The organism is Xanthomonas axonopodis (assembly GCF_001304695.1).
In the GTDB taxonomy this organism is placed as follows: domain Bacteria; phylum Pseudomonadota; class Gammaproteobacteria; order Xanthomonadales; family Xanthomonadaceae; genus Xanthomonas; species Xanthomonas axonopodis.
In genome coordinates this window covers 44937-58779 of the sequence record NZ_JFAQ01000147.1, presented here as the reverse complement: position 1 = coordinate 58779, position 13843 = coordinate 44937, and the positions used below count along the sequence as shown (strand labels likewise).

10 protein-coding genes, 1 tRNA gene and 3 pseudogenes are annotated in these 13843 nt (G+C 64.8%); 5 read left to right on the top strand and 9 right to left on the bottom strand.

Going from position 1 to position 13843, the window contains the following annotated elements; all coding sequences use genetic code 11:
• Positions 1-150 precede the first annotated feature (150 nt).
• Positions 151-1024, top strand: a pseudogene (locus XAXN_RS13750) (glycosyltransferase); the annotation flags it as partial.
• Positions 1025-1058: 34 nt separating this feature from the next.
• On the opposite strand, the gene dxs reads toward XAXN_RS13750, so the two are convergent.
• The 5 genes from dxs to XAXN_RS13725 all read right to left on the bottom strand — a co-directional run bounded on the left by dxs (position 1059) and on the right by XAXN_RS13725 (position 7232).
• Positions 1059-2975 carry a 1-deoxy-D-xylulose-5-phosphate synthase gene (gene dxs / locus XAXN_RS13745; RefSeq protein ID WP_054319952.1) on the bottom strand — a complete coding sequence of 639 codons (1917 nt, stop codon included), beginning with the start codon at positions 2973-2975 and terminating at the stop codon, positions 1059-1061.
• A 438-nt stretch (positions 2976-3413) separates the two neighbouring features.
• Positions 3414-4070 (bottom strand): HNH endonuclease, encoded by a 657-nt coding sequence (locus tag XAXN_RS13740; RefSeq protein ID WP_054319948.1) that lies wholly within the window; start codon positions 4068-4070, stop codon positions 3414-3416.
• Positions 4071-4272: 202 nt separating this feature from the next.
• Positions 4273-6066 carry an acyl-CoA dehydrogenase C-terminal domain-containing protein gene (locus XAXN_RS13735; RefSeq protein ID WP_054319947.1) on the bottom strand — a complete coding sequence of 598 codons (1794 nt, stop codon included), beginning with the start codon at positions 6064-6066 and terminating at the stop codon, positions 4273-4275.
• Positions 6067-6103: 37 nt separating this feature from the next.
• Entirely contained in the window at positions 6104-6580 is a 477-nt protein-coding gene (locus XAXN_RS13730) for an LEA/WHy family protein (protein ID WP_054319946.1), read from the bottom strand.
• A gap of 115 nt (positions 6581-6695) precedes the next feature.
• Complete coding sequence (locus tag XAXN_RS13725) at positions 6696-7232, bottom strand: lipocalin family protein (RefSeq protein WP_054319945.1); 537 nt, start codon at positions 7230-7232, stop codon at positions 6696-6698.
• 180 nt (positions 7233-7412) lie between these two features.
• Between XAXN_RS13725 and XAXN_RS13720 the strand changes: the two genes are divergently transcribed.
• Positions 7413-7488, top strand: a tRNA-Phe gene (locus XAXN_RS13720).
• A 245-nt stretch (positions 7489-7733) separates the two neighbouring features.
• Positions 7734-8009 carry a hypothetical protein gene (locus XAXN_RS13715; protein ID WP_054319951.1) on the top strand — a complete coding sequence of 92 codons (276 nt, stop codon included), beginning with the start codon at positions 7734-7736 and terminating at the stop codon, positions 8007-8009.
• 156 nt (positions 8010-8165) lie between these two features.
• On the opposite strand, the pseudogene XAXN_RS23210 reads toward XAXN_RS13715, so the two are convergent.
• Both XAXN_RS23210 and XAXN_RS13705 read right to left on the bottom strand, forming a co-directional pair.
• Positions 8166-8422: pseudogene (locus XAXN_RS23210) on the bottom strand (endonuclease); the annotation flags it as partial.
• Between the two features lie 446 nt (positions 8423-8868).
• A complete protein-coding gene (locus XAXN_RS13705; protein WP_054319943.1) occupies positions 8869-9069 on the bottom strand; it encodes a KGG domain-containing protein in 201 nt (66 codons plus the stop codon).
• A gap of 374 nt (positions 9070-9443) precedes the next feature.
• On the opposite strand from XAXN_RS13705, the pseudogene XAXN_RS13700 reads away from it, so the two are divergent.
• Positions 9444-10016: pseudogene (locus XAXN_RS13700) on the top strand (hypothetical protein).
• A gap of 130 nt (positions 10017-10146) precedes the next feature.
• Positions 10147-11769: a hybrid sensor histidine kinase/response regulator gene (locus tag XAXN_RS13695; RefSeq protein ID WP_054319942.1), complete on the top strand. Its 1623-nt coding sequence runs from the start codon at positions 10147-10149 to the stop codon at positions 11767-11769.
• Between the two features lie 373 nt (positions 11770-12142).
• On the opposite strand, the gene XAXN_RS13690 is transcribed toward XAXN_RS13695, so the two are convergent.
• Both XAXN_RS13690 and mutY read right to left on the bottom strand, forming a co-directional pair.
• Positions 12143-12418 carry an oxidative damage protection protein gene (locus XAXN_RS13690; protein ID WP_054319941.1) on the bottom strand — a complete coding sequence of 92 codons (276 nt, stop codon included), beginning with the start codon at positions 12416-12418 and terminating at the stop codon, positions 12143-12145.
• A 23-nt stretch (positions 12419-12441) separates the two neighbouring features.
• Entirely contained in the window at positions 12442-13515 is a 1074-nt protein-coding gene (gene mutY, locus XAXN_RS13685; RefSeq protein ID WP_054319940.1) for an A/G-specific adenine glycosylase, read from the bottom strand.
• Positions 13516-13843 lie beyond the last annotated feature (328 nt).

The window sequence follows — 13843 nt, the reverse complement described above, 5'->3', positions numbered from 1 at the left end:
GTTGCCCACATGAAGCACAGAGGCCTCCCAACAGAGGCCTCGATCACCGGGATTGCCCTGAATGGGCAAAGCGATCTACGCGCCCCATCGTCTATGTGCATCCAACCTCCCGCGAAACGCGGGAACGGGGCTTGATCAGCGTTGCCCTAGTGGACCAGCATGCCATCGCCGTGCGTGATCGAAACCACGGATGGGCCGCCCGCATACTTGGGCGGGTTGCTGCCTGCGACCACGCCCTTGCAGCGTCTCTGGCATGCAGCGGCGCGCCGGCTCACGCGTGGTTTCAAGCGGACCCTGCACCTGTGCTATCGGCGCCAGATGCGCGCCTGCGGGTTGCCGGCAATCTATCGCAGCGATCGCAGCGAGGCGGTATATTCGCCGCAGTGCATCCTGGCCCTTGGGGGTGCCGTCGTTCGAGCTGGCGCAGCATTGGCCGGCAGCAGTGCGCTTTGTCGGGCCGCAGTTGTGCACGCCGCCTTCGTCGGTGACGGCGCCCACCTTCGTCGACGGTCGCCGGCCTGTGCTGGTGACGCTGGGCACGCATCTGCAATGGGTCAAGCAGCGCATGGATGGCGTGTTGCGTGCGCTGGCGCCGCAGTTCCCGGAGGTGGTTTTCCATTTCAGCGACGGTGACACCGGCGCTCCGCCGCAGCCGGGGCAGGGCAACTATCAGCGGCTGCCCTATGTGGATTACGCCCAGCATCTGCACCGCTACGCATTGGTGATCCATCACGGCGGTGCCGGTATTCTCTACGCCTGCCTTGCCGCGGGATTGCCGGCAATCGTCTACCCGCTGGATTACGACCAGTTCGACCACGCCGCACGCCTGCAGGTTGCAGGCGCTGCCTGGTGGTTGCGCGATCTGGATGGCTTGCCGGCGTTGCTGCGTCAGGCGCTCGGCGCCAGCGAACTACCACACGGCGTGCGTCACCTGCAGGCGGAGTTACACCTGATCCAATCGCAGGCGCGCATCGTGCAACTGGTGGAGGGTTTCGCGCAGACCGGCGCAGTGCCGCCGGTGTAATGCAGCACGCGCGACGACGAGTCCGTTAGGCGCGTCAGCCTGCCGCAGCGTTCAACGCAGGCGTTTTGCTGGTCATCAGCTGCGGCCAGCGCTTGAGCACGGCGGCGCGAATGCCCGCTTGGTCGATGCCTGCTTCCGCCAGCAGGTCTTCGCGGCTGGCGTGGTGCTGGAAGCTGTCTGGCAGGCCCAGGTGCAGCATCGGCAGGGTAATGGCTTCGGCGTTGAGCAATTCCGAAACGCCAGAACCTGCGCCGCCGGCAACCACGTTGTCTTCGATGGTGACGAAGCTGTCGTGGGTTTTTGCGAGCTCCAGCAACATCGCCTTGTCCAGCGGCTTGACGAAGCGCATGTTCACTACCGTCAGGCCCAGTTCGCGGCCAACCGCCTCGGCCGCATCCACCGTTGCGCCGAAGCCGAGCAGGGCAATGCGGGCGCCGCTGTGGCGCAGCTGCGCCTTGCCGATCGGCAACGTTGCAAGCGAGGTCTCCAGTGCTGCGCCTGGGCCGGTGCCGCGCGGGTAGCGCACCGCCGCCGGGCCCCGGTATTGCACGCCGGTGCTCAGCATCTGCCGGCATTCGGCTTCATCGGCAGGTGCCATCACCACCATGTGCGGCACGCAGCGCAGGAAGCTCAGATCCAGATTGCCGGCATGGGTGGCGCCATCCGGGCCGACCACGCCACCGCGATCGATCGCAAACAACACATCCAGTTGCTGCACCGCCACGTCGTGCACCAGTTGGTCGTAGCCGCGCTGCAGGAACGTGGAATAGATTGCGACGACCGGCTTGGCGCCCTGGGTCGCCATGCCAGCGGCCAGCGTGACCGCGTGCTGCTCGGCAATCGCCACATCGAAATAGCGCTGCGGATATTCTTTGCTGAAGCGCACCAGCCCCGAGCCCTCGCGCATCGCCGGCGTGATCACCAACAGCTTGGGTTCGGCGGCGGCCATGTCGCAGACCCAGTCACTGAAGACGTCGGTATAGGTCGGCTTCTTGGCGCCAGCCTTGGCCACCAGACCCTTGCTCGGATCGAACGGGCCAACGGCGTGGTAGCCGATCTGATCGCCTTCGGCCAGCTCGTAGCCCTTGCCCTTGGTGGTGATCACGTGCAGCAGCTGTGGGCCCTTGAGCGTCTGCAGGGTCTTCAGTGCACCGACCAGGCTGGGCAGGTCGTGGCCATCGATCGGGCCGGTGTAATGGAAGCCCATTTCCTCGAACAGCGTGGACGGCACGAACATGCCTTTCCAATGTTCTTCCCAACGCCGCACGAAACGCGCGGTGGGGTTGTTCTTCTTGTCGCCGAGGATCTTCTTGCCGCCTTCGCGGATCGCATTGAGCGTGCGGCTGCCGCTGGCGCGCCCCAGCATCTTGGTCAGCCCGCCCACCGCTTCGGAGATCGACATGCGGTTGTCGTTGAGGATCACCAGCAGGTTCGGCTCCGGATCCATGCCGCCGGCGTGGTTGAGCGCTTCGTAGACCATGCCGGCCGTCATTGCGCCATCGCCGATCACCGCCACCACCTTGCGCTCGTCGCCGTTGCGCTGCGCAGCGATGGTCATGCCGAGCGCGGCCGAGATCGAGGTCGACGAATGGCCCACCCCAAACGTGTCGTAGATGCTCTCTTCGCGCTTGGGAAATGGCGCCACGCCGTCCTTTTGCTTGACCGTGTGGATCTGGTCGCGCCGGCCGGTGAGGATCTTGTGCGGGTAGGTCTGATGCCCGACGTCCCACACCAGCTGATCGACCGGCGTCTGATATAGGTAGTGCAGGGCGACGGTGAGCTCGATCACGCCCAGGCCGGCCGCAAAGTGCCCGCCGCTCTTGCCCACCGATTCGATCAGATAGGAGCGCAGTTCTTCGACGATCGCGGTCAGCTCTGCTTCGTCGAAGCGGCGCAAATCGTCGGGAGTCTGGATGCGGGACAGGCGCGGATAGCGGGTCGTGTCGATCATCATCGTGTCAATCTTCTGAAGTCGTATTGTCCTCCCCATGCGAAGGCCCGGCAAGCAAACCGGTTCAGCTATCAGTGGGAAGTGATGGGCACGCACGCCGCCATGCCTGGGGCGCGCGACGCTTACCGACACCTGCGGCAATCTGCCGCACCTGATGATGTGCCGGTTGCGCCGTGTCTCCTTGATCACTTGGCCCCGCGCGCCTGCGTGGAGTGGCGGACACGCCGCGGTAGCACGGTGCTTATGCGTTGGATCGCCGTGGCCGGGTTCGACGTCACGTCGGACTCCCGGTGCGCCAATGAAGCCACCAATGCTGCTGCGCGAGTGAGCCCACGGCACGCGCGTCCAGACTCAACCACCCATTGCTGTCTTGGCGCGGTCATTCGAAAATTGGCGCGGCCACTGACCAGCCAGAAGCGCAACGCCTGGCCTGTCGGCTTACAACGACAACTTCGAGCGCTTGGGCAACTGCGCGCGCAAGAAGGCCATCTGATCGGACAGGATGTTGCGGTTGGACAGGATCAGGTGCTCGATCCAGCTCGGCCGGTAGGGCACCGCCAGCAGCGGCATATGCGCCTGTTGCGGCGTGCGGTTGGCCTTGCGCGAATTGCACTGGAAGCAGGCGGTCACCACGTTTTCCCAACTGTCGCGGCCGCCTTTGGACACCGGCATGACATGGTCGCGGGTCAGGTGCGGGCGGCTGAAATGCTGGCCGCAATACATGCACAGCTGCGAATCGCGCGCGAACAGCGCGGTGTTGCTGAGGGTCGGGGTCGGGTCCAGCGCGCGCGAACGGGCGTGCCCGCGCGCGGCGATGATGGGGTGCAGTTCCAGCGTGCTGCGCTCGCCGGTCAGCCGCGAGATGCCGCCGTGGATCTGCATGCACGGCTCGCCTAGCGTCCACGACACCGCGTCGCGGGCGTACAGGCAGGCAGCGTCTTGCCAGTTGATCCAGTTCAGCACGCGGCCGTGCGCGTCGAGCGACAGCAGGCGAAGCGTGGGGAGTTGGTGGATTGCAGCGACAGCGCCGCCCGCCTCCGGGGCAGCGCTGCCTCCGGGGACGATCACATCACGAGCGTGCGTGTCTGTCTCCATCGGGAAAACAGCTTATACCCGATCGTTGACAGTTTGTGTATCGCAGCGACCGGCTTTGGCAGGTGTCTCGAAAGCATTTGCTCAGCAAGTAACAACTTGGCCGCGATATCGATCGATACCCCCTGTCGCGGCCAGGTCCGCTCCACGACAGCGAGGGACTCGTACGGTTTTATCCGTAGGAGCGCACCCGGGCGCGATGCGCTCAGCCTTCGCTGAACAGTTCCGCTTCCAGCGACATCAGCGGTGCGGCGCCGCTGCGGATGGCGGCGGCATGGGTCAGGGTGCGCGGCAGGATGCGGGCGAAATAGAACCGCGCCGTCTCCCGCTTGGCGCGCTTGAAGTCCTCGCCGCGCGCCGATGCGTCGGCAGCGGCCACGCTGCGCGCCCACCAGTACGCCAGCACCACGTAGCCCGAATAAAACAGGTAGTCATGGCTGGCAGCGCCCAGTTCATCCGGGTTGCGCGCGGCGCGATCGAGCACATCGCGGGTCAGCATCGCCCACTCGCTGCACTTGTCGCGCAGCGGCTTGATGAACTCGGCCAGCGCGGCGTTGCCGTCCTGCGCGTTGGCGAAGGTTTCCACATCGGCCAGGAACAGCTTCAGTCCGGCAGCCTGGCTGGCGGCGGTCTTGCGGCCGATCAGGTCCAGCGCCTGGATGCCGGTGGTGCCTTCGTAGATGGTGGTGATGCGCGCGTCGCGGGCCAGCTGCTCCATGCCGTATTCGCGGATGTAGCCGTGGCCGCCGAAGCACTGCAGGGCGTGGTAGGTGTTCTCGATCGACCATTCGGTCTGACAGGCCTTGGAGATCGGGGTGAGGAAGCTCACCAGGGTCTCGGCATCGGCGCGTTCGCGTTCGCTCTCGCCACGATGGGCCACGTCCACCAGGCTGGCCGCGTGCAGCGCGAGCAGGCGGCTGCCTTCGGTCAGCGACTTGATGGTCAGCAACATGCGGCGCACGTCTGGATGCACGATGATCGGGTCGGCCGCCTTGTCCGGGAACTTGGCGCCGCTGAGCGCCCGCGATTGCAGCCGCTCTCGGGTGTAGCGCAGGGCGTTCTGGTAGGCGCGCTCGGATAGACCGATGCCCTGCAGGCCCACGCTCAGGCGCGCAGTGTTCATCATCGTAAACATCGCCTGCAGGCCCTTGTGCGGCTGGCCGACCAGGTAGCCTTGCGCGCCTTCGAAGTTCATCACGCAGGTCACCGAGCCCTTGATGCCCATCTTGTGTTCGATGGACCCGCAATGCAGCGCGTTGCGCTCGCCCACGGTGCCGTCGCGGTCCACCTTGAACTTGGGGGTGACGAACAGCGAGATGCCCTTGGCGCCGGCCGGTGCGTCCGGCAGCTTGGCCAGCACCAGGTGCACGATGTTGTCGGTGAGGTCGTGCTCGCCGGCGGTGATGAAGATCTTGGTGCCGGTGATGGCATAGCTGCCGTCGGCACTGGGTTCGGCGCGGGTCTTGAGCAGGCCCAGGTCGGTACCGCAATGCGGTTCGGTCAGGCACATGGTGCCGGTCCAGCGGCCGTCGATCAGCGGCTTGAGCAAGACCTCCTGCTGCCAGGCCTCGCCATGCTGGCGCAGCGCCTCGGTGGCGCCATGCGAGAGCAGCGGGAAATTGCCCCAGGCCAGGTTGGCGGAGTTGATCATTTCGTTGAGCGGCACGCCCAGCAGGTGCGGCATGCCTTGCCCACCGAATTCCGGCTCGGCGGTCAGCCCGTTCCAGCCACCCTCCACGAATTGATCGTAGGCGGCGCGGAAGCCGGGCGGGGTGGTCACCGCGTGTGTGCTCTTGTCAAACGCGCAACCGATCTCGTCGCCCACGCTGTTGAGCGGCGCCAGCACCTGCGAGGTGAAGCGGCCGGCTTCTTCGAGCACGGCGTCGATGATGTCGGTGCTGGCTTCGGTGTAGCCAAGCCGGGCGAACAGGGCGTGCGCGCCGAGCACGTCATGCAGGACGAAGCGGAAATCGGTCAGCGGGGCGGTATAGCTGCTCATGCGCAATCCTTGGAAGCGGGTGCGGGAGACGTGCGCCTTAGCGCAGCACGCCATTGAGGCCGGGGGCCGGGCTGAGCGTATTGCGCGATTCCACACTGAACTCGCGTTGTTTCTTGTCTTGCGGGGTCGCCCAGACGGTGCCCTTAAGCGTGTATGGGAACGAGCGGCCGCCGGCTAGCACGTCGGCCACGGTGATGCGGCCCAGCGAGGTAGGTTGCACGGTGACGGTGACCACGTCGGCGGTTTCCGGGCCGATCGACATGCCCACTGCCTGGTCGAGCTTGCCGGCCAGTTGATCGCCAGCAGAGATTTCCAGTGCCACGCGTTCGAACTGCATCGGGATGCTGCTGTAGTTCTGCAGGCGCAGGTCCACCGACCAAGAGCCGTCGGCGCGCACGGTCAGTTGCTGGATGCTGGCGGCCGGCTCGGACACCCGGCGAACTGCGCCGCCGCAGGCGCTCAACAGCAGCCCGCAGGCCAGCGACACAAGAAGAAGGAGATAGGCACGACACATGGACTCGGGTCCTTGGCGGAATGAGGCGGCGCCAAGAATACTACGCAGTACGGTCGCCGCTGCTGAGCGCGCGAAGCGGCGGCGCCGGATCATTACGCCGGGCCCTACGCAGGCCTCATAACAACGGCGCGGCCACAATCAACGGCGACAGGTCGTAGCCCATCTCGGTTGCCTGCGCCTTGAGCCGTTCCAATTGTGCGCGCTGCATCTGTGGCGAGCGCGACAGGATCCACAGGTACTTGCGGTCCGGCTCGCCGACCACCGCCCATTGGTAATCCGGATCGAGCGCGATCACCCAATAGTCGGCCCACACCAGCGTCAACCAACCCAGCCACTCGGGAGCAAAGCGCACCTGCAACTGCCCGGGTCGGCCGGCGACCGGGCGCGCTACGCCGTCGGCCTGGGTCAGGCTGCCATCGGCGGTGCGGCAGCCATTGCGTACGCCGATCAAGCCGTCGTCGCGCAAGGTGTAGCTGGCGGTAATGTCGCTACGGCACTTTTTCTGAAACGACACCGGCAGGTGCGCAATCTCATGCCACTGGCCGGCATAGCGTGAGATGTCCAACTGCGGCACCGCGCGCACCGGCTGTTGCGCAAACGCTGTCAGCGGCAGCAGGGCGACGAACGACAACAGCAGGCGGGGCAGGCGCATGGCAATCTCCGGCGGACGCGCGCAGGCTAGGCCATGTCCCCGGCCGCGCGGCGTGAAGCGGTGCAAGAAACGCGGCCCTCACCGCGGCGGGCACAAAGTTGCTCGCAACGCTTGCCCAAACTGCGCCTGCTCGCTATAGTGCGCGTCCTCGCAACGCAGGCATCGTGTTGCAGGTTAAGTGGCCGAGTAGCTCAGTTGGTAGAGCAGGGGATTGAAAATCCCCGTGTCGGCGGTTCGATTCCGTCCTCGGCCACCATATCCAAGCCTTCATTCGCAAGGCTTCCCGGTTCTCACCGGATCTGTTGCTCTCTCTTGCGCTCGCTCGATTGCACACACGGTGCACACAGTGTGCGTGCTGCATGCGCGCTAATCTGATGTGATCCAGCGTGGACGCAGACTTGCGCGTTGATTCGGCTGCGCGGTCGCCCGCGGAGGTCCAACGTGCGCACGATGCAATCGATTTCGACGTGGTCTTCAACTGTGCATGGCGATACTGCGCACATGACGCACAAGACACTTCGACGCCCCCTGATCCACGGTTGCTGCGGTGAATTCCGCGTGGAGACCCTGGAAAGCCAGGCGCCTGGCGCGACGCTGTGGCTTTCGACCGCGTTCGTTTACCACCGCGATCGCGCCGCGCCCGTGGCCACGATCGAGGGCGCAGGTCAGGGCGAATACCGGGGCGACGCACGCGAGCAGGCGCTGCGCGTGGGCTCCTGCCTGGCGGAGTTTCTGGACCCCAAGGAGTACCGCAGCCGCGAGCGGCAGAGCGGCTGAACAATCGCAGACTCTCGCGTGTGCTTGGAGATCGTAGGCAGCGGGACGGTGATTGGCGAGGCAACCGGACAGGCCGGCGGCACGTCGCGCGATGCCTCGCATGGACTCAGCACGTACTGCAGTTGCCGAACCGCGCGAGCCTGACATGTGTTCTGCCTACAGCAACACCACGTTGTGCAGATGCGTTTGAAGGCTCTTGCGCAAAATCCGGTCGCAATCGCGATCGAAGTCGCCGGGTGCGGTCCTCAGTTTGCGGGCAGCAGCCAGCGAGGTGGCGCTGCCCAGATAATGCCAGTTGCGCAGCACGTGGAACTGGCGCAACTGCTTACCCTCTTCCTTTAATGCCACCGCGCCAGGAAACGGCCACACGGCCTGTTCCAGGTGCTGGGGGCCGCGCGTAGACGCATCTCGTGGAGGCTTCGCGTGGCGTGCGAAAGTGATACATCACCCGCACCCGCAAGTTGACGCTCTTGCCGATGTACAACGGCAGTTCGCTGTCCTGGCCGTGGAACAGATACACCCCGGCAGTCGTTGGCATGGTATCGAGCGTGCTGCGCAAATGGTTGGGGTAGGCATATTCGACCGCACCGAGCCCACGGCGAACGCGTTCACTGCGGGCCACGGTGGCCCTTGGTCTGCTGCGTCAGCGTATCGACGCGTGCGCAACCCTCCAGATGGCCTGGCGCCGCCGCATGCTCGGTGGCGTGTGCGTGTGTGCGGACAATCGTTCTCATCCGGCAGTAGCGTGCCCATGTGCTGTCGCATCAGCTGAGACGCCGCACGATTCTTGAAAAGAACGCGCTTCCGTAAGAGCTGCAGCCCTTCCGGAAGCGCCGTGGTACCTGCAATGCTGCTCAGCTCAGCGGTTGTTGCCGCCACCGCTCGCTTGGCCGCCTTTCTTGCCGGCCTCGCGTGCTTCTTCCGAGGTGAACTCGTGGGCGTTGCCGCTTTCATGAGCCGCCTTGCCGCCCTTGGAGGCGATTTCGCGCTGCTTGTCTTCGTCCATCGAAGCGAAGCCGCGGTTGCTGGTGCCACCCGTGTTGTCGTTCTGATTTGCCATTGCAGATTCTCGATTCGTCGGTTGGGGAATGCACCACTGGACGCCGTGGTGCGAGGCCAGCATCGCCGTGGAAGCATCAATCGGACGTGGGGATTTCGACTGCCAGGCGTGAGCCGGCAAGCGGGCTTGACGAGCGATCTTCACTGGCAAAAAACGCGGCGTGGCGAAGCAATGCTGCGGGCGCTCGACAGTATTGCGACCCATCGTGCGTGTGCCCCGCAGGGCATGCGGCGACTATGCGACGACATGGCCTTACGTCCTGCAATCCGATGCCGATGCGCGCGACAGGAACGGCCGGCTATGCTGGCAGCCTCGACGCAGACCAGGACACAGCGATGACGACACGATGCCGATGGTGGGTAACAGTGCTGGCAATGACGGCGCCGCTCGCCATGCCAGCCGGCGCCGCCACGCTGCCCGCCGGCGCTGCCAAATTGTTACCTGCCGGGCAGTCGGTGATAGGTGTCGCCAGTGCAGATCTCACCGGCGATGGCCAGCTGGATTATGTGGTTGCGTTGCGTGCATCTGCAGAACAAACACTGCGTGGCCATGGCCATTGGGCACCGCCGCGTACCCTGCTGGTGCTGGTTGCAAACGCCGACGGCGGGTTTGTCGAAGCCGCGCGCAATATGCGGGTGATCTTCAACGCCGACGAAGGCGGGCAGTGCGATCCATTTCTGGACAGCGCCCCGGGCCTGGTCGCGAAGGGCGCGTATTTCACCGTGCAAAATGGGGTGGCGTGCGGACAACACTGGACCGACTACATCACCTTTTCGTTACGACCGTCGCCGCGGCGCTTTCGTGTTCCACAGCGCGTGATCGAAGCATGGGAAATGAACACCCAGGACACGCCCGATACCGATGCGCTGCGCCTGAGCGAGCACAAAGAAATTGCCGCCGACCCGCGTAAGCCGGTCCTGCTCTCTGCCCATACGCCTGCACCGTGATGGCGCAAGCGCAGCGCATCTGGTTCGATGGCGGGCGCGGCCGTAAGGGAAATGCTCATGGATGTGACGAATCGCCTCACCGGACCCAACTAGACTGTGGCCACGGGAATGGCCCCGCGGAGAACATCACTTGAACGATCCCGGTCACGGAGAGCTGCGGGCGCCTCACATCGGCGAATCTCGCAGCCTGCCTGTCGAGAAGCACCGCTCGGATATCTTCTTTGCCGCAGTGGAAACCACGCGCATGCCGATGACGGTGACTGACCCCCATCTTCCGGATAATCCCATTGTGTTCGCCAACCGCGCGTTCCTGGAGATGACCGGCTACGCCGCCGATGAGGTCATCGGCAACAACTGCCGTTTCCTGCAGGGGCCGGACACCGATCCGGCCAGCATCAGCGATGTGCGCGAATCGATCGAAAGCCGCAGCGAATTTGCCACCGAGGTGCTGAATTACCGCAAGGACGGCTCATCGTTCTGGAATGCGCTCTTTATCTCGCCGGTGTTCGACGACAAGGGCAACCTGGTGTATTTCTTCGGCTCGCAGTTGGATGTGAGCCGACGCCGCGATGCCGAAGATGCGCTGCGCCAGGCGCAGAAAATGGAAGCGCTGGGCCAGCTGACCGGCGGCATTGCGCACGATTTCAACAATCTGCTGCAGGTGATGTCTGGACATCTGGAGGTGATCCAGATGATGGCCAGCGCTGGCGGCGGGAACGTCGAGCGCATTGCCTTCAGTGCCCAACACGCGGCGGCAGCGGCTGCCAAGGCGGCCACCTTGACCCAGCAATTGCTGGCGTTTTCGCGCAAGCAGAAATTGCGCGGGCGGGTAGTGAACCTCAACGGGCTGGTGGCCGGCATGACCAACATGGCCGAGCGCGCGCTGGGAGGCGGCGTTAGCCTGCGCCAATCGCTGGAAGAAGGGCTTTGGAACTGCCAGATCGACACCACCCAGGCTGAGGTGGCGCTGTTGAACGTATTGATCAACGCGCGCGACGCGATGGCGCAGGCCGAGCGCAAGGAAGTCACGGTGCAGACCCAGAACGTGGAGATCACAGGCCACGACCTGGCGATGTACCACCAGCTGGCACCGGGCCGCTATGTCAGCATCGCCGTGACCGACACCGGCTCGGGCATGCCGCCGGAGGTGGTCAGCCGGGTGATGGAACCGTTCTTCACCACCAAGGAGGAAGGGCAGGGCACCGGCCTGGGCTTGTCGATGGTGTACGGATTCGTCAAGCAGTCCGGCGGCACCGTGCGCATCTACAGCGAGGTCGGCGAGGGCACCACGGTGCGGCTGTATTTCCCCGCCTCCAGCGAATTCGAAAACGAGTTGCAGACAGCCAAGAGCCGAGCCATCGACAAGGGTGGCAACGAAACCATCCTGGTGGTGGAAGACAAGCAGGATGTGGCGGTGGTGGCGCGGATGTTTCTGGAAAACGCCGGTTACCGCATCCTGTCTGCGTCCAGCGGACGCGAGGCGGTGGAGATCTTGGAGAAGACCCCGGAGGTGGATGCGTTGTTCACCGACCTGATCATGCCCGGCGGCATGAACGGAGTGATGCTCGCCCGTGAGGCACGCCGCATGTTGCCGAAGATCAAGATCCTGCTCACCACCGGTTACGCCGACGCCAGCATCCAGCGTACCGATGTAGGCGGCGCCGAGTTCGATGTGGTCAACAAGCCCTACACGCAAAAGGAATTGCTCAAGCGCATCCGCATGTTGCTGGATGGGCCGACCGGGGTTGGTTGAGGCCGATCGACTGCCAAGTGCGATGCCGTTGCGGCATCGCCGTGCAGCCGCTGCTGGAGCTTCAAGATTGCGTCAGTTCGCCAGCGCAGCGCCGCCCGCTGCAGACATCGGGAGCAGCGTGGCAGCCGTGAGGCCCGCAGCGCTGGGCGCATGTCGCGCCCGGCAGATCACCCGCGTCATGCGCGGAGCATTGGCCAGACAAGTGAGCCTGTCTTGCGGGGAAAACAGTCAGGTCATGTCGGCGAACGGCCTGCCATTGCGGCACTCGCTGCACCAGAAGCAGCTTCCACTCATCACTTCTGAGACGCATTGAGTGCAGCAAAGCTGCTACTGCTGGTGCGAATCCCGACTCCGTAACCCCACATCCGCGCGCTCAGTCACCCAGCGGCGCCACATAGCCTTCGGGTTTGTCGGCATTGCGCTCGAACAGGAACTTCTGCAGCTCGGCTTCGAGAAAAGCGCGGTGCTTGGGGTCGCGTGGCGACAGCCGGTTTTCGTTGATCAGCATGGTCTGATGCGCCAGCCACGCTTGCCAGGCGGTCTTGCCGATCTGCGCGAAAATGCGCTGGCCAAGCTCGCCCGGATACGGCACGAAATCCAGGCCTTCGGCGTCGCTTTGCTGGTAGCGGCAGAACACGGTGCGGGACATGCGAATTCCTTTGGAGGACGCGCTTATAACGCGTCGAGCAACTTGCGGATCGGCGCCGGCAGACCTAGCGATGCAAGATCGGCTGGCGCGACCCAGCGTAGATCGTCATTGTCGCGCACCGCTGGACGCAGCGCGACCTTGCGCAAACGCAAGGGCTGCAAATGCAGCCGGTAATGGCTGAAGGTGTGCACGATCAACGGCATCTCGTCGGCGTGCTCGTAGGTGCCGTCGATATGCGCTGCGAACCAGGCGCGCATGCCGCTGTCGGTATCGGCCTGCGGCAGCGTCCACAGCGAGGCCCAGATGCCGGTTGGCGGGCGTCGCTGCAGCAGGATGTGGCCGTCGGCATTCTGCAGCAGCAGCGCAGCGGCCTCGCGTTCGGGCAGCTGCTTGCCGGGTTTGGGGGTGGGCAACGCCTCGGCCAGACCATCGCGGCGTGCGATGCAATCGGCTTGCAGCGGGCACAGCACGCAGGCGGGCTTGGCGCGCGTGCACAGCGTGGCGCCGAAATCCATCTGCGCCTGGGTGTAGTCGGCCAGGCGGCCAGCCGGGACGTGTGCAACATGGGTGGTGGCCAGTTGCCACAACTGTTTTTCGATCGCCGGCAGGCCGGGATACCCGGCGATGCCGTGGAAGCGCGTGAGCACGCGTTTGACGTTGCCGTCCATGATCGCGAAGCGATCGTTCCAGGCCTGGCTCATGATCGCGCCCGCCGTGCTGCGGCCGATGCCCGGCAGCGCAAGCAGTGCATCGAAGTCGCGCGGCACTTGCCCGCCGTGCAGCGCGACGCATTGCTTGGCGGCAGCATGCAGATTGCGCGCGCGGGCGTAGTAGCCAAGTCCGGCCCACTGCGCCATCACGGTGTCGTTGTCGGCCGCAGCCAGATCGGCCAGCTGAGGGAAACGCGCCATGAACTTGTGGAAATAAGGAATGACCACCGCGACCTGGGTCTGTTGCAGCATGATTTCCGACAGCCACACCCGGTAGGGCGCGCGTGGATGCTGCCAGGGCAGATCATGGCGGCCATGGCCGTCGAACCAGTGCAACAGGCGGCCGACGAAGGCATCAGCGGAGGGCGTGGCGTGGTCGGCTGGCATGAGCTGTGCTGGCGATGGAGGGCGGGGCGACGGTGGCGGGACGGTGAGCGGATCGACTGCGCGCGTCATGCGGCGCGTCCATCACCGCAGCGGAAACGTGATTCCGACCAGGCGCCGTTCGCAGCAAAATCCTGCGTCGCCAGGCCATGCAGTGCTGCCGGCGCATGGAAGTAGACCATTGACGCATCCGCGCGACCTTGCTTTCTGAGTCCTGCGGGCAAGGGCTGGGCAAACTCGGTACGCCTCTTGCCTGCAACCATCCATGTGACACCTGCCGCACGGCGCAACCTGCCTGTGGCGCCTACGCGCACAGCGGTTGACATGCGGG

Bases quoted from the DNA above. Each gene is read 5' to 3' on its own strand.
- XAXN_RS13725 (WP_054319945.1), bottom strand. From the start codon at position 7,232: ATGCGCCTGCCCCGCCTGCTGTTGTCGTTCGTCGCCCTGCTGCCGCTG.
- mutY (WP_054319940.1), bottom strand. From the start codon at position 13,515: ATGCCAGCCGACCACGCCACGCCCTCCGCTGATGCCTTCGTCGGCCGC.
- XAXN_RS13735 (WP_054319947.1), bottom strand. From the start codon at position 6,066: ATGAGCAGCTATACCGCCCCGCTGACCGATTTCCGCTTCGTCCTGCAT.
- XAXN_RS13715 (WP_054319951.1), top strand. From the start codon at position 7,734: ATGACGCACAAGACACTTCGACGCCCCCTGATCCACGGTTGCTGCGGT.
- XAXN_RS13705 (WP_054319943.1), bottom strand. From the start codon at position 9,069: ATGGCAAATCAGAACGACAACACGGGTGGCACCAGCAACCGCGGCTTC.
- XAXN_RS13740 (WP_054319948.1), bottom strand. From the start codon at position 4,070: ATGGAGACAGACACGCACGCTCGTGATGTGATCGTCCCCGGAGGCAGC.
- XAXN_RS13730 (WP_054319946.1), bottom strand. From the start codon at position 6,580: ATGTGTCGTGCCTATCTCCTTCTTCTTGTGTCGCTGGCCTGCGGGCTG.
- XAXN_RS13690 (WP_054319941.1), bottom strand. From the start codon at position 12,418: ATGTCCCGCACCGTGTTCTGCCGCTACCAGCAAAGCGACGCCGAAGGC.
- dxs (WP_054319952.1), bottom strand. From the start codon at position 2,975: ATGATCGACACGACCCGCTATCCGCGCCTGTCCCGCATCCAGACTCCC.